The following is a 21,478-nucleotide window of genomic DNA, read 5'->3' as shown; positions in this document are numbered from 1 at the left end:
TGACTATGGACGACCTTCTGAAGCTCGACGGCCGCATCGTCGTGGTGTCCGGCGCGGGTGGTGGCGGCATCGGCACGACGATCACGCGGATGGCGGCGCAGGCGGGCGCCACCGTGGTCGCGGTGAGCCGGTCGAAGGAGAACCTCGACGAACACATCGCGCCCCTGGCCAAGCAGGGGTTGCCGGTTGTGCCCGTCGCGGCCGACGCGTCCACCGACGAGGGCATCGCCGCCGTCATGGACCAGGTGCGCCGGACCGATGGTGCGCTGTACGGATTGGTGAACATCGCGGGCGGGGCGGCGCCGTCGACGTGGATGCCCGCGACCCGGGTGACGCGCGAGGACTGGCGGGCGCTGTTCGCCGCGAACCTCGAAACCGCGTTCTTCATGAGCCAGGCGGTGAGTCGGGAACTCCGCAGCCAGGCCCTGAAGGGGTCGATCGTCTCAGTGTCTTCGATCAGCGGGATGAACACCGCGCCGTTCCACATCGCCTACGGCACCGCGAAGGCGGCGGTGGTGGCGATGACGCGGACGATGGCCGCCGAACTCGCACTGGACAACATCCGCGTGAACGCCGTCGCGCCCGGTGTGACAGCGACGGCCGCGTCACGTACGTACGTCGACGACGATCCCGACCGCGACCGCACCGCCATCGCGATGGGCCGTCGCGGCACCCCCGAGGAACAGGCGGGCGCGATCCTGTTCCTGCTTTCGGACCTCTCGAGCTACATCACCGGCCAGACCCTGCTGGTGGACGGCGGCCTCAACCTCAAGTGGACCCACCTCGGCGCCGACAACACCTCGCTCTTTCTCGCCGACGCTTCCTTCCGAGAAGCCATTAGGAGGACCTAGTGACGCACACCGAATCCGATCTCGACGCCACGATCGAGGTCGACGCAGCACCGGACGACTCGACGGGCGAGATCCCTGAAGACCTGTCGTCGCCGACGACCATCGGCGTCGAGGCATACATCTCCCACGAGTACGCCCGCGCCGAACGAGACAGGCTGTGGCGCAAGGTATGGCAACAGGTCGGCCGCGTCGAGGAGATCCCCGAGGTCGGCAGCTACCTGACGTACGACATCCTCGACGACTCGATCATCGTGGTGCGGACCGGACCCGACGAATTCACGGCTCACCACAACGTGTGCATGCACCGCGGCCGGAAACTGGTCGACAATCCTGTGGGCGCCAAGAACGCCGTCGGCCGGGCACGAAAGTCCTTCGTATGCGGATTCCACGGCTGGACATACGGTTTGGACGGCGCCTGCACCCACATCCGCGAACAGGACGACTGGAAGGGTGCGCTGACACCGGACAACACCCACCTCGTTCCGGTCCAGGTCGACACCTGGGGTGGCTGGCTGTTCATCAACATGGATCCCGACTGCGAACCGCTGGTCGACTACCTCTTTCCCGCGTCGAAGATCCTCGACCCGTTCGGTCTGGAGAACATGCGCTACAAGTGGCGCAAATGGCTGTACTTCGACTGCAACTGGAAGGTCGCGATGGAGGCCTTCAACGAGACCTACCACGTGTTCACCACGCACCCGGAGTTCAACAAATTCGGCGAGTTCAAGGGCTGGGCCAAGGCGCAGGGCAAGCACAGCAACATCGGCTACGACGCGCCGAAGGGGATGGACGAGACCAAGTCCAAAATCCGCCTCGGCACCGGTGATCCGCGGATCTCGACGGCCGAGATGCAGGTCTACACCATGGAAGAGACCAACGCGACCACCACCAATACGCTCGTCAACGCGGCCAAGCGGCTGGTCGACGAACTGCCCGAGGGCACGCCTGCCGACGAGGTGCTGCAGCATTGGCTGGCCTCCGCGCGCCGCGACGACGAAGCGCGCGGGGTGGTCTGGCCGACGATCCCGCCCGACATCCTCGGCCAGAGCGGCACCGCCTGGCAGATCTTCCCGAACTTCCAGGTGGGGCAGGGCCTGACGAGCGCGCTGTGCTACTCCGCCAGGCCCGATCCGAGCTACAACCCCGACAAGTGCATCTTCGAGGTGGCGGTCTACGAGCTCTACCCCAAAGGTCAAGAGCCCCAGACCGAATGGGCCTACGAGCCGAAGGATTCCCCGAACTGGCTCTCCGTGCTGCCTCAGGACTTCTCGAACATGGCGGCTGTCCAGCAGGGCATGAAGTCGGCAGGCTTCCCCGGCACCAAGCCCAACCCGTACCGCGAGCGCAGCACCGTGAACCTGCACCACCAACTGTCCAAGTACATGGGCACCGGCGAACCACGCGAACTCTAGGAGAACAGCGACCTTGACGACCACCGAGAACACCTGCGGGCCAACTGATACGCCGACCGACATCGACATCCCCGCAATCCGGGAGAAGTACGCCGCCGAACGCGCCAAGCGTCTGCGGCCCGAGGGCGGTTCGCAATATCTGGAACTCGAAGGCGATTTCGCCGATTTCTATGAGGTTGATCCCTACACGACGGTGACCGAGCGCGAACCGATCGTCGAAGACGCCGACGTCGTCATTCTCGGCGGTGGCTTCGCCGGACTGCTGGCGGGCGCGTATCTCAAGAAGGCCGGCGTCGACGGTATCCGCGTCATCGAGATGGCCGGCGACTTCGGCGGGGTGTGGTACTGGAACCGATTCCCCGGAATCCAGTGCGACAACGACGCTTACTGCTACATCCCGCTGCTCGAAGAGCTGGACTTCATGCCGTCGAAGAAGTTCGCCGACGGCGCCGAGATCTTCCAGCACTGCCGCAACATCGGTAAGCACTTCGGCCTGTACGACGGCGCGCTGTTCTCCACCCAGGTTCGCGAATTGCGTTGGGAAGACTCGACTCAGCGCTGGCAGATCAGCACCGACCGTGGCGACGACATCCGGGCCCGGTTCGTCGTCATGGCACAAGGCTCGTACAACCGGCCCAAACTGCCCGGAATCCCCGGTATCAAGGACTTCGCCGGCCACGTGTTCCACTCGGCGCGCTGGGACTACGACTACACCGGCGGCGACGCCGACGGCGGCCTGGACAAGTTGGCGGACAAGCGCGTCGCACTCGTCGGCACAGGGGCCACCGGAATTCAGCTGGTACCGCACCTCGGCCGTGATGCCAAGCAGCTCTTCGTCTTCCAGCGGACACCGTCATCGGTGGATTCGCGCACCAATCCCTCGACCGACGCCGAATGGGCCGCCTCGCTGCAGCCGGGCTGGCAGGAAGAGCGCAAGCGCAACTTCCACAACTGGTCGCCGTTCGTCGGGGTGGTGTTCGGCGAACCGGATCTGGTGTGCGACTTCTGGACTGAGCTCGGCCGCAACCTCACCGCACGCATTGCCGGCAGCGATGATCCCGCGGCGGTGACCATCGAGCAGATCATGGCCTTCCGAGAAGAAGAAGACTACAAGATCATGGAGCGGCTGCGTCGTCACGTCGACGAGATCGTCGACGACCCCGACACTGCGGAGACGCTCAAGCCCTACTACCGGTTCATGTGTAAGCGACCGACGTCCAGTGAGCAGTACCTCGCCACCTTCAACCGGCCCAACGTCACGCTCGTCGACGTGTCCGCGTCCAAGGGCGTTCAGCGGCTGACGGAGAACGGAATCGTGGCCGACGGAGTCGAATACGAGGTCGATTGCGTGATCTTCGCCAGTGGCTTCGAGATCTCGACCGAGATCAGCCGCCGCTACGCCATCGACCGCATAGTCGGACGTGACGGCCTCTCCCTCTTCGACTACTGGCAGGACGATTACAAGACCCTGCACGGAATGACCAGTCGCGGATTCCCCAACCAGTTCTTCATGGGCTTCATCCAGGGTGGCGTCTCGGCCAACACGACGGCGATGTTCGAACAGCAGGCCAAGCACATCGCGTTCATCATCGCGGAGGCGCAGAACCGGGGAGCCACCACGGTCGAGCCCAGCCAGGAGGCGCAGGACGCCTGGGTGCAGACGGTCCGCGAGGTCGCAATCGACAACTCGGCATTCGAACTGTCCTGCACACCCGGCTATTACAACAACGAAGGCAAGGGCGGAGCCGTCAAGAACGGCGCGTTTCTCGGCGACTTCTATTCGCCCGGTTTCTACGCCTTCGACGAGTTGATCGCCGAGTGGCGCGACAAAGGTGACCTCGATGGCCTCGAACTCAGAAACTAGCGATTTGTGTGCGTTGAGGAGCGGTGAGCGCTCCCGATCGCACACAAATCGGAGGTTTAGATGGATGACCTGAGGTTTGACGGCCGCGTGGCGGTCGTCACCGGCGGCGGCAGGGGTCTTGGCCGCTCGTACGCACTGCTGCTGGCGTCGCAGGGCGCAAAGGTCGTGGTCAACGATTCCGGCGGAAGCCTCACCGGCGGTGACACCTCCCACTCACCTCCCGGAGCGGACGCTAGTCCCGCCGACGACGTGGTGCGCGAGATCACCGCCGCGGGTGGAGAAGCGGTCGCCAGCGTCGACTCGGTGGCCAGCCCCGACGGCGGCAAGGCGATCATCGACACCGCGCTGGACAGGTTCGGCCGCATCGACATTCTCATCCACAACGCTGGGAACGTCCGGCGCGCGCCGCTGCGGGAGATGTCCTACGAGGACTTCGAGGCCGTCCTCGATGTGCATCTGCGCGGCGCGTTTCACGTTGTGCGACCGTCATTTCCGGTGATGTGCGACGCCGGTTACGGGCGCATCGTGCTGACGTCGTCGATCGGCGGGCTCTACGGCAACTACGACGTCGCCAACTATGCCGTCGCGAAGGCGGGCGTGATCGGGCTTTCCAACGTCGCGGCGATGGAAGGCGCGGCGCACGGCGTGAAAAGCAACGTCATCGTCCCTGCCGCCGTCACGAGGATGGCCGAGGGCATCGACACGTCGGCCTATCCGCCGATGGGAGCGGATCTGGTGGCCCCCGCGGTCGCATGGCTGGCGCACGAGAACTGTTCGATCACCGCAGAGATCCTGATCGCCCTGGCCGGTCGCGTCGCCACCGCGGTGATGGCGGAAACCCCTGGGGTGTACCGGCCCTCGTGGTCGATCGAAGACGTCGGCGAACACATTGACGCGATCCGCGACGACACGCAACCGTTGGTCTTCCCCGCGGTGCCCGACGGGCACGGCGACCATATCCGCTACAGCTTCGCGATGGCTGCGCGCGAGTCCGAGGAGGCGAACCATGCGTAGCGGGCCCCTGACGGGTGTGCGAGTGGTCGACCTGACCGCGATGGTGATGGGGCCGTACTGCACACAGATCATGGCGGACATGGGCGCCGAGATCATCAAAATCGAACCCCCGCAGGGCGATAACACGCGATTCATCTCGGTCGGTCCGGAATCGGGCATGAGCGGGGTGTTCGTCAACGTGAACCGCGGCAAGCGTGGGGTCGTCCTGGACCTGCAGACCGACGCGGGCAAGACGGCGCTGCGTGCGCTCATCGAACGCGCCGACGTGTTCATCCACTCGATGCGGTCGAAGGCGATCGTCAAGCTGGGGTTCGGCTACGACGACGTCGCCGCGATCAACCCGTCGATCGTCTACACGAACTGCTACGGATACGGTCACCGCGGCCCTGACCGGGACCGGCCCGCCTACGACGACACGATCCAGGCGGAGTGCGGAATACCGGCCCTGCAGCAACAACTGACAGGTCAGGCGGACTACGTCGGCACCATCATGGCCGATAAGGTCGCGGGCCTGACCGCCCTATATGCGACGACCATGGCCCTTTACCACCGCGAGCGCACGGGGGAGGGACAGGAGGTCGAGGTCGCCATGTTCGAGACCATGGCATCCTTCATGCTGGTCGAGCATGCCAACGGCGCCATGTTCGACCCCCCGCTCGGACCGGCGGTCTACCCACGCACGGTGGCGCCCAATCGCAGGCCGTATCGGACCAGCGACGGCTACATCTCCGCGTTGATCTACAACGACAAGCACTGGAACGCGTTCATCAACGCGGTGCAGCCGGCCTGGAACAGCGACAAGTACGCGACCCTCGAATTGCGTGCAGGCGACATCGACGCGGTCTACGGTCTGCTGGCCGAGACGTTGAAGGAACGCACCACCGACGAATGGCTTGTGCTGTTCCGCGAGCTCGAAATCCCGGCCGCTCCGCTCAACACACCCGATGCGTTGTTCGACAACCCGCATCTCAAAGCCGTCGGCCTCTTCGAGACGGTCGAGACGCAACACGGTCCGGTGCGGTTTCCCGGTGTGCCGACCTGGTTTTCGCGAACACCCGGACGGGTCACCGGCCCCGCGCCGCGGCTGGGCGAAGACACCGACGACGTACTGAAGGAACTCGGGCTCACCGACTGTGAAACGACGGGATCGGAATAGGCCATGGATTTCACGATGGGGCAGAAGGCGGATTCGCTGCGGGCGGAGCTGCGCGAGCTGGTGAACAGCAATGTGCCCGAACACTTTCTGGGCGCGTTCACCGACGACCCCGCCGACCTGGAGACGGCTCAGGCCTTCTGCCGGCTGCTGGCCGAGCGCAACCTGCTGTGCCTGTCCTGGCCGGAGGAGTTCGGCGGCGGTGACGCGTCGGTGTGGGAGCAGACGGTGGTGCGCGAGGAGATGTGGGCGCATCACGAGCCGCGCGGCGCCCAGTACATGGGGGTCAACTGGGTCGGGCCGATCATCATGCGGCACGGCACAGAAGAGCAGCAGCGCCGACACTTGCCGCCGATCGCCCGCGGCGAGGTGATCTGGTGTCAGGGCTTCTCCGAACCCGAGGCGGGGTCGGACCTCGCATCGCTGCGAACCTTCGCGCGGCGTGCCGCCGACGGTTCGGACAGCTGGCTGGTCAGCGGTCAGAAGATCTGGACGTCCTACGCGACCATGGCCCAATGGTGCTTCCTGCTCGCCCGCACCTCGAAGGTAGGAGAGGGCGCAGCCCGGAAAAAACAAGAGGGCCTGACGATCTTCCTGGTTCCGATGGACGATCCCGCGATTCAGGTCCGGCCGATTCGCTGCATGATGGGTCCGCACCACCTCAACGAGGTGTTCTTCGACGACCTGCGAGTCACCGAGGCCGATGTGCTCGGCACCGTCGATGCGGGCTGGTCGATCGTGCAGGACGTGATGTCGTTCGAGCGGGTGGGCATCGCCCGCTATGCCCGGTGCGAACGCCTGCTCGCGGCGGCGCCCACCGTTATCGGCGAGCGCTGGGACGAGCTGTCCGCAGAGTTGCGCGGCCGATGGGTGCGCATGCTGACGCACTGCCGCCGGGCCCGTCTGCTGGCATACCGCATCGTCGAGTTGCAGAGCAGCGGACGTATCCAACCGGGCGACGCAGCGGCATATCGTATCGCGGTCACCAAGCTGGACCAGGACAGTGCCGAGGTGCTGATGGACATCGCCGCGGAGGTCTCGCACGACGACCCGCGTGCGGCATGGTTCCTCGGCGAGGTCGAGGACCACTGGAAGTACTCGCAGGCCTCCACCGTGTCCTCTGGAAGTATCGAGATGCAGCGCATCCTGCTGTCGCGCAGCTTGCTGGCGGGCGCGAAATGAGCGGGATGATCCTGGATTTGTCCGAGGACGCCAAAGAGTTTGGCCGTCAGGCGCTTCGGGCGTTCGAAGCCGCAGGTGGCGATCAGCTCGTGCAGGATGCCGAAGCCAAACCCGAGACCAGGGAGTCGCTGGCCGGGCCTGCGCTCGCCGGACTCGGTGCGTGGGAACTCGACCCCCGCAACGACACCGACGGTCTCGAGGCGGCTGCGGCGCTGTGCCGCAGTGCTGGGTATTGGGCGCTACCGTATCCGGTCGCCGAACGGCTGGCGGCTCCTGGTGACCTCGACGTCGACGGTCTGATCGTCATCGCGGGTGCACGACCGGCGGGTGCGCTCGCAGGTCTCGAATCCCGTTGGGTCACCGTGACGATGGAGGGCGCACGGTCGAAGGTGACCGGACTTGGCGCCGCCGGTCCCGCGTTCGTCGCCGAACTCGAGCTGTCCGCGCTCGACGATGCGGGCGCCAACGATGTGGCGCTGGGTCTCGCGCTGCCGTGCTGGACGCTGCTGGGCATGCTGGACCGCGCGATCGAGCTCACCATCTCGCACATCGGTCTGCGCAAGCAGTTCGGCCAGACGTTGTCGTCGTTCCAGGGTGTGCAGTTCCAGCTGACCGATGCCGAGGTCGAGCGCAGTGGGCTGGACATCCTGGCCAAATACGCGCTGTGGAGTATCGGCTCGGGTAACTCGGAGGCGCTCAACGATGCGCTGGCGCTGCGGATGTCGGCGATCGAGGCGGCCGAGGTGGTCTTCCGAGTGTGCCACCAGCTGCACGGTGCGGTCGGGTTCTGCGACGAGACCACGTTGTCGTGGCTGTCGCGCTACAGCCAACCCCTGCGTCGCCTGCCGCTGGGCCTGTCGGCCACCCGCGACGAGCTGACCCGCCGTGTCGGTGGCAGCGGTCTGACGGGACTGTTCGCATGAGGGTCGCGGTCATCGGCACAGGGTTCGGCAAGCACGCCGCCGCGCCCGCATACGAAAGCCTGGGATTCGACGTGGAGGTCATCAGCCCGCGGGATGACTCCGCGGTGCAGAAGGCAATCGCGTCCGACGTCGACCTGGTCTCCGTGCACTCGCCGCCGTTCATGCACGTCGACCATGTGACAGCCGCGATCGACCATGGTCGTGCGGTGTTGTGCGACAAGCCGTTCGGTCGAAACGCCGCCGAAGCCGAGGCGATGCGCGACCGCGCGCGTGACGCCGGCATCCTGCACTTCCTGAATTTCGAGTTTCGCTTCAACGAGTCGTGGTCGCGGCTCAAGGAGCTGACGCTCGCCGGGACGATCGGCACACCCACGCATTTGAACTGGACGTTCTTCGGCAGCGGGCTGCGCGGGCGGAAGTACGGCTGGATCAACGACCGCGAGCTCGGTGGCGGGTGGATCGGGGCGTACGGGTCACACCTGATCGACTTCACCCAGTGGCTGTTCGACAGCACGGTGGCTGACTGCGGCGCTGTCACCCGGATCGAGGGATCGCCGCCGGATGCGACGGCCGAAGACGCGTACTCGGCGTTCTTCGTGATGGAAAACGGCTGCACCGCAGTACATGACACCGCATTCGCGGCTGCCGTTCCTGCCACACCGCGGGCCACCCTGATGGGTAGCGCGGGCTCGATCGAGCTGATCGGCGATACGAAGCTCATCGTGCGAAAGCCAGGGGAGGAACCCGAAACGATCGAGTTCCCCGCGCCACCGCGCAAGGCGCCGCCGCCCGCGTTGTCGACCTTCCTGGGCAAGGTGGCCGAGGCGATACAGACCGGAACCCAGATCATTCCCTCGTTCGATGACGGTGTCGCCGTCGCCCGCACCATGGACCTGCTGAGGGCCAAGGCCGTATGAGCGACGACATCGACGACTTCCGGGCCCGGGTGCGGAAGTGGTGCACCGAGAACATCCCATCCGACTGGCGCGAAACCCAAACGGGTGCAAGCGAAGACGAATTCGCCTCATTCCAGAAGGCGTGGTTCGCCACGCTGCATAGCGCCGGTTACGCCGTCCCGCACTGGCCACACGAGTGGGGTGGCGGTATGTCGGTCGCCGAGCAGGTCGTGCTGTACCAGGAGCTGGCCGCGCACGATGCGCCCCGGCTGGTGCTGGCGTTCGTCGGCATCCATCACGCCGCGTCGACGCTGCTGGTCGCGGGTACCGAAGAACAACGTGCGCGTCACCTTCCCGCGATCCTCGACGGTGAGATCTGGGTGCAGGGCTTCTCCGAACCCGAGGCCGGATCTGACCTCGCGAGCCTGCGCACGACGGCGCGCCGTGACGGTGACACCTTCATCGTCAACGGTCAGAAGTTGTGGGCCAGCGGCGGGATGCACGCCGACTGGTGCCTGTTGCTTGCCCGTACCGACCCCGATGCCCCCAAGCGCAAGGGCATTTCGTACTTCCTGCTGGACATGACGACACCCGGTGTCGAGGTGCGGCCGATCCGCAACGCGATCGGGGATTCACACTTCTGCGAGGTGTTCCTCAATGACGTCACGATTCCCGCGGCGAATCTCGTCGGCGACGAGAACGCGGGCTGGCAGGTCGCCCAGGCGACGCTGGGGGCCGAACGTGGTATGACGATGCTGGAGCTCGCCGAGCGTCTGGGCAATGCGGGTTTCAAGTGGCTGCTGCAGAGCTGCCCGGTCGGCGATCCGATCGTCGCCGACCGCCTCGCGCAGTTCGAAACCGAGATCGCCGGACTGCGCGGCATATGCCGAAAAGTGGTCGAGGAGAACGAGTCGGGGACTGCGGGGCCCGCCGACGCATCCATCGTCAAGCTGTATTACAGCGAACTGCTGCAGAGGATGACCGACTTCGGCGCCGAGATCGGGGGACTGGCCGCCCACACCGAGTTGGCCAAACCCATGTCGAGCGGCTGGGAGTCGGGCGCCTGGATGCTGGACTTCATCGGCTCGTGGGAGTGGACCATCCCCGGTGGGGCGAGCGAGATCCAGCGCACCATCATCGGCGAGCGCGGGTTGGGCCTGCCGCGGGAACCGAGTGCCGTGTGATGGCCCCCGACTATTCCGAGTTCCACGACGAGCTGCGCTCGGTCGCCGGCGATCTGCTGGCCAAGGACCGCGCCGTGGACTGGCCGGTGCTCGTCGACGCCGGATGGGTCGGCCTGGAAGTGCCCGAGCAGTTCGGCGGTGCGGGAGCTACATTCGCCGAATCGGCGGTGCTCTGCCAGGAGATGGGCCGCGCCGCCAGCGTCAACAGCTACCTGGGCAGTGCTGTGCTGGCCGTCGGCACCCTGAAGGCATTGCAGCCCAGCGCAACCCGTGACCGGCTGCTCACGGATGTGGCATCGGGTGCGGTGCGGCTCGCCGTCGCGGTGGATTCGGATTTCGTGCCGGACGCCGAGGGTGCCGACCGTGTTCTCGTCCTCACCGACGACGGGGTCGCCGACACCACCCCGACGGTTACCCCAACGCCGGTGCTGGACGAGACGCGCAGGCTGGCCACCGTCGCGACTGACGGCACGTCAGATCTGCTGGCCTTCGACGGGGACCCCGCGGCCGCGGTGCGCCGGCTGCGGGACCGCGCGGCAGTCGCGATCGCGTGCGACAGCCTGGGCGTATCGGAGGCGATGCTGTCCGCGACCGTCGGCTACGCGAAGGTGCGCGAGCAGTTCGGCAGACCCATCGGCTCGTTCCAGGCGGTCAAGCACGCGTGTGCCGACATGCTCGTCAGCATCTCCGTGTCTCGGCAACTCGTCGGTGCCGCAGTGCAGGCCATCGCCGAGGATCAACCGGATGCCGATGTGGCCGCGGCCATGGCGAAGTCACACGCGTGCGCATCGGCCGTCGACATCGCGGGGAAGGCCATGCAGCTGCACGGCGGCATCGGCTATACGTGGGAGAGCGGCATCCACGTGTATCTCAAGCGCGCCGCTCTCAATCGTTCGCTCTTCGGCTCGCCCGCAGCGCATCGCAAATACCTAGCTCAACGCTATTTATAAGGGAATCAAGGAGTTTCACATGGGTGTACCCGTTTACAAGCGCATTCTGGACCTGTTCGAGGCCGAGGGCATCAATACGCTGTTCGGCATCCCGGACCCCAACTTCGTGCACATGTTCTCCGAAGCCGAGGCCCGCGGCTGGTCGGTGGTGGCACCCCACCACGAGCTGAGCGCCGGGTTCATGGCGGAGGCCGCGTCGCGGATGACCGGCAAGCCGGGTCTGTGCATCGGCACGCTCGGGCCGGGCATGGCCAACATCGCCGGGGCGATCCAGTGCGCCCTCGTGGAGAACTCGCCGGTCATCTTCCTTGGCGGTCAGCGTGCCCGCGTCACGGAACGCCGAGTGCGTCGCGGGCGCATTCAATTCGTACGCCAGGAACCACTTTTCGAGGCTTCGGTCAAGTACAGCAGCTCCATCGAGTATGCCGACCAGACCGACGAAATCATCCGCGAGGCGATCCGCCGGGCGATGTCCGGAACCCCGGGACCGTCCTACGTCGAGTTCCCGTCGCACGTCATCCTCGACGAGCTCGATGTGGCAGAACCGTTGCCGCCCAACCGGTATCGCCTCGTCAACCAGGGGGCAGGCGCCCGTGAGGTCGCCGAGGCCGCGAAGTTGATTCGCGAGGCGAAGAGTCCGATCCTGCTGGTGGGCCACGGCGTGCACACCTCCCGCACCCAGCAGGAGGTCAAGGAGCTGGCCGAACTGATGGCCTGCCCGGTCATCCAAACCTCCGGAGGTACGTCGTATATCCCGGGACTGGAAGATCGGACGTTCCCCTACCTCTTCTCGCCGGCGGCCAACGAGGCCGTCGAGGAATCCGACCTGTGCGTCGCGCTGGGAACCGAACTCGGCGAGCCCATGCACTATGGCCGGACCCAGCACTGGGCAGGCAACGACGCCAACCGCAAATGGGTGTACGTCGAGCAGGACCCGGCCGCCATCGGCGTCAACCGTCAGTTCGATGTGCCACTGGTCGGCGACCTGCGCGGTGTCGTGCCGCAGCTCGTCGAGGCGCTCCGGGACACCCCGCGTGACACGTCGCCCAACCTGGACCGCCTGGTCAAGGCCGACGCCGAGGAACTCGCGCAACTCGCCGAGAGTGCGCCGTCGGGACGCTCGCCGATTCACCCGGCGCGCTACGTCGTCGAGGCCACGAAGGCCTTCAAGGATCTCGAGGACGGGATCATGGTGCGCGACGGCGGCGCGACTGTGATCTTCCAGTGGACGTACTCGCAGTCCAAGCCGCGCGACGTCATCTGGAACCAGAACTTCGGTCATCTGGGCACGGGTCTTCCTTACGCCGTGGGCGCCTCTGTCGCCGAGGGCGGCAAGCGTCCGGTCATGTTGTTGACCAGCGACTCGGCATTCCTGTTCCACATCGCCGAACTCGAGACGGCGGCCCGGCAGAACCTGCCTCTGGTGTGTGTGGTCGGTGTCGACCACCAGTGGGGCCTGGAGGTCGGCGTGTACAAGCGCACGTTCGAGCAGCCGTCCCCGCAGCCCGGCGTGCACTGGAGCAAGGACGTCCGCATGGACAAGATCGCCGAGGGCTTCGGCTGCCACGGCGAATACGTCGAGAAGGAAGATGAGATCGGACCGGCCATCGCCCGCGCCTACGCCAGCGGGAAAGTCGGTGTCGTGCACGTGTGCATCGACCCGAAGGCCAACTCTGAAGAGATGCCCAAGTACGACCGATTCCGCACCTGGTATGCAGAAGGCACCCAGTAGGCGCTTCGACTAAGGAAGAGTGCAAGGTATGCGCGAATATGTGAAGTTCTACATCGACGGCAAGTGGGTCGACCCGGTCGAGCCGAAGACGCTCGACGTCGACAATCCGACCACCGAGAAGGTGTCCGGCAAGATCGCCATCGGCGGCGAAGCCGATGTCGACAATGCGGTCAAGGCCGCGAGGAAGGCATTCGCCACCTGGTCGGTGAGCAGCCGCGAGGAGCGCCTCGATCTGTTGCAGGCGATTCTGGCCGAGTACCAGAAGCGGTCGGCCGATTTGGCCGAGGCGGTCTCGGAGGAAATGGGTGCACCGCCGTCGCTCGCCTCCGGCGTCCAGGTCTATCTCGGGATGGGCCATCTGAGCGGTGCCATCGATGCGCTGAAGAACTTCGAATTCGAAGTGCCGCGTGGCGCGGCGATGATCTTCAAGGAGCCCATCGGTGTGTGCGGCTTGATCACGCCGTGGAACTGGCCGATCAACCAGATCGCGTGCAAGGTGTTCCCGGCGCTGGCCACTGGTTGCACCATGGTCCTGAAGCCGTCGGAGGTCGCGCCGTACTCCGGTCAGATCTTCACCGAGGTCATGGACGCGGCCGGCACGCCTGCCGGGGTGTACAACATGGTGTTCGGCGAGGGCCCCGGTGTGGGCGCTGCGCTATCGAGCCATCCCGACGTCGACATGGTGTCCTTCACCGGGTCGACGCGCGCGGGCATCGACGTCGCGAGGAACGCCGCGGCGACGGTGAAGCGGGTGACTCAGGAGTTGGGCGGTAAGAGTCCGAACATCGTGCTCGACGACGACGACTTCGCGCAGAACGTCGCTGCCGGCGTCGCGGCGATGATGCCGAACTCGGGCCAGAGCTGTAATGCCCCGTCGCGCATGTTGGTGCCGAAGTCCCGCAAGGACGAAGCCATAGCCGCCGCAAAGGCCGCAGCCGAGCAGGTGAAGGTCGGCGACCTCGGGGACAAGACGGCCATCGGTCCGGTGGCGTCGAAGGCGCAATTCGACAAGATCCAAGGCCTGATCCAGAAGGGCATCGAGGAGGGCGCCACGGTTGTGGCGGGCGGTCCCGGCCGACCCGACGGCCTCGAGACCGGTTACTACGTCCGGCCGACGGTGTTCGCCGACGTGACCAACGACATGACGATCGCGCGCGAGGAGATCTTCGGACCGGTGTTGTGCATCCTCGACTATGAGGACCTCGACCAGGCCATCGAGATCGCCAACGACACCGACTACGGACTGGCGGGTTATGTCTCGGCGGCTGACCTCGAAGCCGCGCGTGGAGTGGCCCGCCGGATCCGCGCGGGCCAGGTCGCGATCAATCACGCGTTCGACCTGAACACTCCGTTCGGCGGTTACAAGCGCAGCGGCAACGGTCGCGAATGGAGCGAGTACGGCTTCGACGAGTACCTGGAGATCAAGGGCACACTCGGCTACACGCCTGCCTAGATCTTGACCAGCGGGATGGCCGCAAGCACCGACCAGGTGGCGGCGTTACTCGACCGCGAGCGAATCCGCGACTGCGTCGCGCGGCTCGCTCGGGGGGAGGACCGCCGTGCCAGCGAGCTCATCCGTGCGTGTTTCTGGCCGGACGCGACCATCGACTTGGGAATCTTCGCCGGATCTTTCGACGAGTACCTCGCTTGGGTAACACCCGGTTCACCCGCCATCCGCGTGACTCAGCATGTCCTGGGGCAGTCCGTAATCGAGCACGACGGTGAGACTGCGTGCGCCGAGACCCATGTGACGGCGTACCACCGCGTGGCTCAGGACAGTGGAGACCGCGACACTGTCATCGGCGCCCGATATCTCGATCGACTGAGCAAACGCGGAGTGTATTGGCGGATCGGGCATCGGACCATGGTCTACGACTGGTACCAGGATCTCGGCTTGTCAGTCGACTGGTCCGATGGCCTGATGGGCGTGCCGTTCACTGCTGAGCACTACATCGGCAGGGGCGTGGGAGATCACAGCGAGACGTTCTTCGGCCGAGGCGCGGAATGGGTTCGCTGACAGGCAAAGTCGCGGTGGTGACTGGGGCGAGTCGTGGCATCGGTAAGGGCATCGCGCTGGCGCTCGGCACCGAAGGCGCAACCGTCTATGTCACCGGGCGGACCGTCGCACCCGGCTCGTATTCACTGCCCGGCACGGTGTACGAAACCGCCGACGAAGTCAACCGCCGCAGCGGTATTGGCATAGCTCTCCCGGTTGACCACGCCGATGACGAGCAGGTGGCTGCCCTCTTCGACCAGATTCAGCGTGATCAAGGCCGACTCGACATCCTCGTCAACAACGCCTTCGCCCTCCCAGAGGATCTGACTGAGCCGGGCCCCTTCTGGGAGAAGCCGTTAAACCATTGGGGCATGGTTGATGTCGGCGTCCGTTCGAACTATGTTGCGGCCCGCCATGCCGCGATGTTGATGGTTCCGCAGCGGTCGGGGCTGATCGTCGCCGTTTCGGGTTACGCCGCGGTGACCTACACCTACGGCGTCGTCTTCGGAATGTGCAAGTCGGCGGTCGACCGGATGGCGCGGGATATGGCCGTCGAACTCGAGCCGTACAACGTCGCTTCGGTATCCCTGTGGCAGGGCCTGACGTTCACTGAACGCGCAGAACGAAACCTGCGACGCAATCCCGAGATGACGAAGAAGACGGTGACCGACCCGACCGTCGGATGCTCGCCGGAATTCCCCGGCAGGGTGATCGCGGCAATGGCCAACGATCTCGACGTGACGAGACTTTCCGGCGGCACGTTCATCGCTGCCGAGATGGCTCTCGATTACGACGTCACCGACATCGATGGCAGACGAATACCGTCACTGCGCGCTGAGCGCGGCGCGCCGATCTGGGAGCCCATCGAAAGGAGTAGCCGTGGACGCTGACCGGGCGGCCCGGATGGATCAACTGCTCGACCGGCAGGACATCCTGGACTGCCTCACACGCTTTTGTCGCGGGATGGACCGCTTCGACCATGAACTATTTGTGTCGGCATTTCACCCCGATGCGGTGATCGCCGCCGGTGATTTCGTTGGCGGGCCGGTCGCTCTCTACGACTGGGCGTCGGCCATGCACGAGAAGGGCCAGGTCGCCACCCACCACAACCTGCTCAATCACACGTGCGATATCGACGGCGAAACCGCGCACACCGAGACCTATTACCTATTTGCCGCGCGAAACCGTGATGAGACCAACTGGCTCGCCGGAGGGCGTTACCTCGACCGGTTCCAGCGGCGCGACGGTGACTGGCGCATCGTGGTGCGGACCAACGTCATCGAATGGTCGGGCATCGTCCCGACCATGGCGCTGCCCTTTGCCGATGTATCGGACATCCACGGCAACGGCGCGCCGGCGCGCACCACGGCCGACCCCTCCTATCAGCGCCCTCTGGTGAATCGACGCGCCGTTACTGAGGTTTGAGCAGCGGTCGCAGGTCGTCGAGTCGCTCGAACAGGTGCCAGATGTAGGACGACGACCCGTTCTCGCGGTGGGTGTGCAGATCCGCGAGCTCGGGGTCGTTGCAATAACCGTCGAACGCTTCTCGTGAGTCCCATTCGACGAGGATCAGCACCTTGCGCGGTTCGATGTCGCCGGTGATCGCGTCGTTGAACTGACCGAGCGCGACGACGCGTCCGCCGTGCTTGCCGACTTCAACCGGTGAGCGCTTCGAGTACGCAAGGTACTCCTCGCGATCGGCGATATCGAACAGGTTGAGCGCGTATATCGTCACGTGCGTGACGGTACAGGGCGAGAAGTACGAGTACGGAATCGATTTCGACCGGGTCGCGGCCATCGACATCCATACCCACGTCGAGGTCGACGGCCACGGCCAGAAGGCGTACGACGACGAACTGGTCGACGCGGTGGGGCAGTACTTCAAGCGTGGACCCGGCGCGCTGTCGAGCGTCGACGCGCTCGCCGACGAGTACCGGCGGCACAACACCGCGGCGGTCGTCTTCACCGTCGATGCGCGCACCGGCATGCGGCACGTGCCGAACTCGATCGAAGACCTCATCGCCGGTGCGGTGCGCAACAACGACGTGCTGATCCCATTCGGCAGCGTCGACCCGTGGCATGAGCGACGTGCCGTGCACCGCGTCCACGAACTCGTCCGGGATTACGGGGTGAAGGGCTTCAAGTTTCATCCGAGCATGCAGGCCTTCGAGCCGAACAACCGCAAGTTCTATCCGATCTACGAGGCGATCACCGAAGCCCGCGTGCCCGCGCTGTTCCACACGGGGCAGACGGGAATGGGTGCGGGACTGCCCGGTGGACACCGCATCAAACTGCGGTACTCGGATCCGATGTTGCTCGACGATGTGGCCGCCGATTTCCCGGATATGACGATCGTGATGGCACACCCCGCGGTGCCGTGGGTGGACTCGCAGATCGCGATCGCCACGCATAAGGCCAACGTCTACATCGACCTGTCGGGATGGTCGCCGAAATACTTCCCGCCTCAGCTGGTGCGCGCCGCGAGCCGCCAACTCAGGACGAAGGTGCTGTTCGGAACGGACTATCCGTATATCCAGTTGGACCGCTGGCGCCGGGATTTCGAGGACCTCGACGTCGACCCGGCGGTGATTCCGTTGATCTACAAAGAGAACGCGCTGCGCGTCCTGGGCATCACGTCGTAGCGCGGGCGATGAGTTTCTGACGCGGTGATGGTCTGCATCGATGACTGGATGTCGCCGCCGGGGCGGCTCCGGGACTGACCCACCACGTGAAGGAGACCATCGTGCCCGCTCGCAATTCCACCCCTGAGGGTGCGCCCATCTGGATCGACCTCGCGTCGTCGGATGTCGACCGCAGCCAAGAGTTCTACAGTTCGGTGTTCGGCTGGACCTTCGAGTCCTACGGACCCGAATACGGCGACTACCGCAACGCGTTCAAGGACGGGCGACCGGTTGCCGGACTGATGGCCAACGACCCGCAGTGGGGTTTTCCCGACGGCTGGACCACCTACATCCACACCGCCGACATCAACACGACATTGGAGAAGGCCATCGCCACAGGCGCGTTCGCCTGTGCCGAAGGGGCGAAGCCCATGGAGATCAAGGACAAGGGCTGGATGGGCCTGCTGGTCGATCCGTCCGGCGCATTCTTCGGGCTGTGGCAGCCGACGGGCCACCGGGGCTTCGAAGTCGTCAACGAGAATGGCGCGCCGACGTACTTCCAGCTGTCCACGCGCGAGTACGGCAAGGCACTCGACTTCTACCGCGAGGTGTTCGACTGGAAGACCGACACCGTCTCAGACACCGACGAATTCCGCTACAGCACAGCGACGTTCGACGGTGAGCCGTTGCTGGGTCTGATGGACGGCACCCACGATCTTGCCGAGGGCGTGCCCTCGAACTGGTTCTTCTTCCTCGGCGCCGACGATGTCGACAAGACCGTGCAGTTGGTCTTGGACAACGGCGGCAGCGTCATCCGCGACGCGGAGGACACGCCCTATGGCCGGTTGGCGGCGGTCGCCGATCCCACCGGTGCAGGCTTCAACCTGTCGTCGCTGAACTGAGTCCTAGGCGATCATCAGGGAGTCGGCGCCGCCGACGTAGACGATGCCCGACGGGTTCGCGGCGTTGGCGGCGTTGACGATCGCCCCGGCGAACGTCGGGTCGCCTTCGTCGCCGGACACGACAGTGAGGCGGACACCGGCGTTGCGGAACTCCGACCGCATCGCGTAGAGCGCGGTCTCGCCCGCCCATTTGCTCGCGGCGACAACCGTCTGCCCCTTCGGCACCGCGCGGTGAGGGAAGAAGTGGGCGGCGTGGCTGGTGACGAAGACGAAGCGTCCGCCGACCGGCATCAGCGGCACGGCCCGCAGCGCGAGACGTCGCTGGGCATCGCGGTTGAGGCGCTTGGCGTATCCGAGATTGGTCCCCGGGCCTTGGCCGACCGAAGCGTTGAGGATCAAGGTGTCCAGTCGGCCGAACCGGACCGCGATGGTGTCGATCATCGCCGCGGACTCGATCTCGTCGGAGATGTCGGCGCACAGCGTGGAGGCGTGCCCGCCTACATAGCGAATTGCCCGGGCGATCGACTCCGCGGGACCGCGGTTTGCGCGGTAATTCACCACGACGTGGGTGTCGGGACTGGCGAGCTGTCGGGCGACCTCCGCACCGGTACCCCTCGAGCCACCGGTGACCAGGATGATTCGTGCAGGTTCCTGATGCATGTCGGGTTCCTTCCGTCGCTGCATTGCGTGCGCCTGGGGTCTCACCGTACACCAATTCTTAAGAAAAATAAGGCCTATTTAAGGTCACAATAAGGCAATGGTCGGGTCTAGCTCTGGTGTCGAAGACTCGCAGCAAAGTGGGTACGAGCAATTTTTAACGAGACAGCTAATACGCTTGAGAAGAGGGTTTTCGCCGCGCTATGAGGAAGATAGCAAAATAGTGATCTTGACCATATGCTCGGCCGTATGGGTTACGCGAAGCACGTCGGTCGGGTCGGCGCGTTGGCAGTGGCGTTAGGTGTCGGCTCGGCGATTGTGAGCCTGCCCGCGGTGGCTTTGGCTTCGACGGACGGGGACTCGACGTCGTCCGACTCGTCCAACGACTCCCCCAAGGACACCTCCAAAGACAACGACTCCAAAGATTCCGGCAGCCCGAATACCGGTGCCGGCGCCTCGAACACTGGGAACAACACCGGCTCGCCGACGACCAGGACGGGCAACGGACGAGGCGGCGAGGCGGACGAGAAGGACGTCGACGAGAAGGACCCGGACGAGAAAGACCCGGACGAGAAAGACGCGGACGAGAAGGACGCGAACGAGAAGGACGCCGACCATGAAGACGCTGACAACCGTGGGGCTGTTGAACTATCGGAACCGGTCGACGAGACTCCGGTCGAGGTTGTCGACTCCCCGAACGGCAAAGACCACACGCCACTGCAGGGCAACCACGTAGAAGTACCAGAGCCGCCGGGACCACTCGTCACCGATGACGAAGAAGAAGTGATCGAGCAGGAACCGCCGCCGCCACCACCGATCGAACCGATCGTCGTCCAGCAGCAGATCGTGGATACCCGGACCGAATCGCGAGGCGTCAATACCGATCCCGTGATCGTCGAGGATCCGTCGGAAACCTCGTTCATCTCTCTAGGGACCGGTCGCTTCGAGGGGCCGGGCGAGCTGCCGGGGCCGGCCGACCCACTCGAGTCGCCGGCGATGTTGGCGATGTTCGCGTTGACGCGGCGTACCGAGACCGAAGAGGTCGGTTTGCAGTCCGCCGATGAACTGCAGACAGCCAATTCGCTGGTGTCCATCACTGCGGTGCAGCCCGACCCGCCGATCATCTTCATGATCCAGATCGGCGATTTCACCTTGACGTCCACTGGGTGGGGATCGTTCGCTCTGTCGATCGGTGCAGGCGCGAAGGCGTATGCGAGCGGTTGGGGCAGCCATGCCATCGCCATCGGGGTCAATGCATCTGCGAGGGCAACCGGCGGAGTCGGCAACCGGGCGTTCGCGTGGGGGACAAATGCGACTGCAGAAGCGGGCGGCGACGGGGAGGGCAACAACTACAACCGTGCGATCGCGTTCAACGGTGGCCATGCGATCGCGGGAAATGCGGGTGATGGCAACGACTTCAACTGGGCGTACGCCAACTACTTTGGTCTTGCCATCGCCGGGGGAGGCGGCTGCGGGTGCCAAAGCGACGGCAACGACAACAACGCAGCCAGCGCCGTCGGCGCCGGGACCGTGGCGTACGCCGGGTACCGCGGAGAGCGAAACAACGGCAACCAGGCGGCTGCGACAGGTGGAGGGCAAGCGGTGGCGGGTTCACTTGGTGACGACAACACCGGAAACATCGCCACCGCCGCCGGAGTCGGAAGCTTGGCTGACGCGGGGACCGTCGGGAACGGTAACTCCGGAAACATCGCCACCGCGACCGGTGGAGGGATGGCCGAGGCGGGTTCGTATGGCGACAACAACACCGGCAATACCGCCACTGCCGCCGACGACTCGAGTTCCGCCAAGACGGGGATCGACGGGAGCGGTAATACCGGCAACGTCGCGAACGCGACCGCGGGCGGTGTAGCCGTGGCGGGCGGTGGTGACTGTGGGTGCCAGGGCGGCTATGACAACGCCAACAACGTCGCCACCGCTGACGGTATCGGGAGCCAGGCGTACGCCGGGTTCGGCGGCGAGCGGAACATCGGCAATAAGGCAACGGCGACCGGGGGTGGGTACGCGCAGGCGGGCTCGCTGGGCAACGACCTCGTCGACTTCGTCGCCGTGGCTGGCGCCGGCGAGATCGTGGTCATGCCCTGAATTTGCGACCTGCTTTTGCAGCGCCCAGCCCCGACTAC

General features: G+C 65.2%; 20 protein-coding genes. 18 read left to right on the top strand and 2 right to left on the bottom strand.

What is annotated here, in order from left to right; all coding sequences use genetic code 11:
• Positions 1-5: 5 nt before the first annotated feature.
• The 15 genes from AB4Z42_RS25100 to AB4Z42_RS25030 are packed head-to-tail and all read left to right on the top strand — an operon-like array spanning position 6 to position 16,582.
• Positions 6-851, top strand: coding sequence for an SDR family NAD(P)-dependent oxidoreductase (locus AB4Z42_RS25100; protein ID WP_442011943.1), 846 nt, complete (start codon positions 6-8; stop codon positions 849-851).
• The gene (locus AB4Z42_RS25095; RefSeq protein WP_442011942.1) at positions 851-2,263 is read left to right on the top strand and encodes an aromatic ring-hydroxylating oxygenase subunit alpha; all 1,413 of its coding nucleotides are present in this window, start codon (positions 851-853) and stop codon (positions 2,261-2,263) included. Before AB4Z42_RS25100 ends, AB4Z42_RS25095 begins: the two co-directional genes overlap by 1 nt.
• Positions 2,264-2,276: 13 nt before the next feature.
• On the top strand, positions 2,277-4,127 hold the full coding sequence (locus AB4Z42_RS25090) for a flavin-containing monooxygenase (protein ID WP_442011941.1): 1,851 nt from the start codon (positions 2,277-2,279) through the stop codon (positions 4,125-4,127).
• Positions 4,128-4,187: 60 nt separating this feature from the next.
• The gene (locus AB4Z42_RS25085) at positions 4,188-5,141 is read left to right on the top strand and encodes an SDR family NAD(P)-dependent oxidoreductase (protein ID WP_442011940.1); all 954 of its coding nucleotides are present in this window, start codon (positions 4,188-4,190) and stop codon (positions 5,139-5,141) included.
• Positions 5,134-6,297 carry a CaiB/BaiF CoA transferase family protein gene (locus AB4Z42_RS25080; protein WP_442011939.1) on the top strand — a complete coding sequence of 388 codons (1,164 nt, stop codon included), beginning with the start codon at positions 5,134-5,136 and terminating at the stop codon, positions 6,295-6,297. The genes AB4Z42_RS25085 and AB4Z42_RS25080 overlap by 8 nt, the downstream gene beginning before the upstream one ends.
• 3 nt (positions 6,298-6,300) lie before the next feature.
• Positions 6,301-7,476 (top strand): acyl-CoA dehydrogenase family protein, encoded by a 1,176-nt coding sequence (locus AB4Z42_RS25075; protein ID WP_442011938.1) that lies wholly within the window; start codon positions 6,301-6,303, stop codon positions 7,474-7,476.
• A gap of 5 nt (positions 7,477-7,481) precedes the next feature.
• Positions 7,482-8,399, top strand: coding sequence for an acyl-CoA dehydrogenase family protein (locus AB4Z42_RS25070; protein ID WP_442011937.1), 918 nt, complete (start codon positions 7,482-7,484; stop codon positions 8,397-8,399).
• On the top strand, positions 8,396-9,316 hold the full coding sequence (locus tag AB4Z42_RS25065) for a Gfo/Idh/MocA family protein (protein WP_442011936.1): 921 nt from the start codon (positions 8,396-8,398) through the stop codon (positions 9,314-9,316). The genes AB4Z42_RS25070 and AB4Z42_RS25065 overlap by 4 nt, the downstream gene beginning before the upstream one ends.
• Positions 9,313-10,479, top strand: a complete 1,167-nt coding sequence (locus AB4Z42_RS25060) for an acyl-CoA dehydrogenase family protein (RefSeq protein WP_442011935.1) — start codon at positions 9,313-9,315, stop codon at positions 10,477-10,479. The genes AB4Z42_RS25065 and AB4Z42_RS25060 overlap by 4 nt, the downstream gene beginning before the upstream one ends.
• Positions 10,479-11,429 carry an acyl-CoA dehydrogenase family protein gene (locus tag AB4Z42_RS25055; RefSeq protein WP_442011934.1) on the top strand — a complete coding sequence of 317 codons (951 nt, stop codon included), beginning with the start codon at positions 10,479-10,481 and terminating at the stop codon, positions 11,427-11,429. Before AB4Z42_RS25060 ends, AB4Z42_RS25055 begins: the two co-directional genes overlap by 1 nt.
• 19 nt (positions 11,430-11,448) lie before the next feature.
• Entirely contained in the window at positions 11,449-13,161 is a 1,713-nt protein-coding gene (locus tag AB4Z42_RS25050) for a thiamine pyrophosphate-binding protein (protein WP_442011933.1), read from the top strand.
• A 28-nt stretch (positions 13,162-13,189) separates the two neighbouring features.
• A complete protein-coding gene (locus AB4Z42_RS25045; protein ID WP_442011932.1) occupies positions 13,190-14,614 on the top strand; it encodes an aldehyde dehydrogenase family protein in 1,425 nt (474 codons plus the stop codon).
• A 15-nt stretch (positions 14,615-14,629) separates the two neighbouring features.
• On the top strand, positions 14,630-15,178 hold the full coding sequence (locus AB4Z42_RS25040; RefSeq protein WP_442011931.1) for a nuclear transport factor 2 family protein: 549 nt from the start codon (positions 14,630-14,632) through the stop codon (positions 15,176-15,178).
• Between the two features lie 17 nt (positions 15,179-15,195).
• A complete protein-coding gene (locus AB4Z42_RS25035; protein WP_442011930.1) occupies positions 15,196-16,047 on the top strand; it encodes an SDR family NAD(P)-dependent oxidoreductase in 852 nt (283 codons plus the stop codon).
• Positions 16,048-16,060: 13 nt separating this feature from the next.
• Positions 16,061-16,582, top strand: a complete 522-nt coding sequence (locus AB4Z42_RS25030) for a nuclear transport factor 2 family protein (RefSeq protein ID WP_442011929.1) — start codon at positions 16,061-16,063, stop codon at positions 16,580-16,582.
• On the opposite strand, the gene AB4Z42_RS25025 is transcribed toward AB4Z42_RS25030, so the two are convergent.
• Positions 16,569-16,892: a DUF1330 domain-containing protein gene (locus AB4Z42_RS25025; protein ID WP_442011928.1), complete on the bottom strand. Its 324-nt coding sequence runs from the start codon at positions 16,890-16,892 to the stop codon at positions 16,569-16,571. The two genes, AB4Z42_RS25030 and AB4Z42_RS25025, sit on opposite strands and share 14 nt — an antisense overlap.
• A 4-nt stretch (positions 16,893-16,896) precedes the next feature.
• Between AB4Z42_RS25025 and AB4Z42_RS25020 the strand changes: the two genes are divergently transcribed.
• Together AB4Z42_RS25020 and AB4Z42_RS25015 are read left to right on the top strand one after the other, a co-directional pair.
• The gene (locus AB4Z42_RS25020; protein ID WP_442011927.1) at positions 16,897-17,799 is read left to right on the top strand and encodes an amidohydrolase family protein; all 903 of its coding nucleotides are present in this window, start codon (positions 16,897-16,899) and stop codon (positions 17,797-17,799) included.
• A 101-nt stretch (positions 17,800-17,900) separates the two neighbouring features.
• On the top strand, positions 17,901-18,680 hold the full coding sequence (locus AB4Z42_RS25015; protein ID WP_442011926.1) for a VOC family protein: 780 nt from the start codon (positions 17,901-17,903) through the stop codon (positions 18,678-18,680).
• A 3-nt stretch (positions 18,681-18,683) separates the two neighbouring features.
• Here AB4Z42_RS25015 and AB4Z42_RS25010 read toward each other — a convergent pair whose 3' ends face one another.
• Positions 18,684-19,340: an SDR family oxidoreductase gene (locus AB4Z42_RS25010; RefSeq protein WP_442011925.1), complete on the bottom strand. Its 657-nt coding sequence runs from the start codon at positions 19,338-19,340 to the stop codon at positions 18,684-18,686.
• A gap of 246 nt (positions 19,341-19,586) precedes the next feature.
• On the opposite strand from AB4Z42_RS25010, the gene AB4Z42_RS25005 reads away from it, so the two are divergent.
• Complete coding sequence (locus AB4Z42_RS25005) at positions 19,587-21,440, top strand: hypothetical protein (protein WP_442011924.1); 1,854 nt, start codon at positions 19,587-19,589, stop codon at positions 21,438-21,440.
• Positions 21,441-21,478 lie beyond the last annotated feature (38 nt).

This window comes from Mycobacterium sp. 2YAF39 (assembly GCF_052114565.1).
Classification (GTDB): domain Bacteria; phylum Actinomycetota; class Actinomycetes; order Mycobacteriales; family Mycobacteriaceae; genus Mycobacterium.
This window is presented reverse-complemented; position numbering and strand designations above follow the sequence as displayed.

Excerpts from the sequence above, each read along its gene's own strand:
- AB4Z42_RS25100 (WP_442011943.1), top strand. The coding sequence starts at position 6 with ATGGACGACCTTCTGAAGCTCGACGGCCGCATCGTCGTGGTGTCCGGC.
- AB4Z42_RS25085 (WP_442011940.1), top strand. The coding sequence starts at position 4,188 with ATGGATGACCTGAGGTTTGACGGCCGCGTGGCGGTCGTCACCGGCGGC.
- AB4Z42_RS25080 (WP_442011939.1), top strand. The coding sequence starts at position 5,134 with ATGCGTAGCGGGCCCCTGACGGGTGTGCGAGTGGTCGACCTGACCGCG.
- AB4Z42_RS25075 (WP_442011938.1), top strand. The coding sequence starts at position 6,301 with ATGGATTTCACGATGGGGCAGAAGGCGGATTCGCTGCGGGCGGAGCTG.
- AB4Z42_RS25070 (WP_442011937.1), top strand. The coding sequence starts at position 7,482 with ATGATCCTGGATTTGTCCGAGGACGCCAAAGAGTTTGGCCGTCAGGCG.
- AB4Z42_RS25065 (WP_442011936.1), top strand. The coding sequence starts at position 8,396 with ATGAGGGTCGCGGTCATCGGCACAGGGTTCGGCAAGCACGCCGCCGCG.
- AB4Z42_RS25060 (WP_442011935.1), top strand. The coding sequence starts at position 9,313 with ATGAGCGACGACATCGACGACTTCCGGGCCCGGGTGCGGAAGTGGTGC.
- AB4Z42_RS25055 (WP_442011934.1), top strand. The coding sequence starts at position 10,479 with ATGGCCCCCGACTATTCCGAGTTCCACGACGAGCTGCGCTCGGTCGCC.
- AB4Z42_RS25050 (WP_442011933.1), top strand. The coding sequence starts at position 11,449 with ATGGGTGTACCCGTTTACAAGCGCATTCTGGACCTGTTCGAGGCCGAG.
- AB4Z42_RS25045 (WP_442011932.1), top strand. The coding sequence starts at position 13,190 with ATGCGCGAATATGTGAAGTTCTACATCGACGGCAAGTGGGTCGACCCG.
- AB4Z42_RS25040 (WP_442011931.1), top strand. The coding sequence starts at position 14,630 with ATGGCCGCAAGCACCGACCAGGTGGCGGCGTTACTCGACCGCGAGCGA.
- AB4Z42_RS25030 (WP_442011929.1), top strand. The coding sequence starts at position 16,061 with ATGGATCAACTGCTCGACCGGCAGGACATCCTGGACTGCCTCACACGC.
- AB4Z42_RS25010 (WP_442011925.1), bottom strand. The coding sequence starts at position 19,340 with ATGCATCAGGAACCTGCACGAATCATCCTGGTCACCGGTGGCTCGAGG.
- AB4Z42_RS25005 (WP_442011924.1), top strand. The coding sequence starts at position 19,587 with ATGGGTTACGCGAAGCACGTCGGTCGGGTCGGCGCGTTGGCAGTGGCG.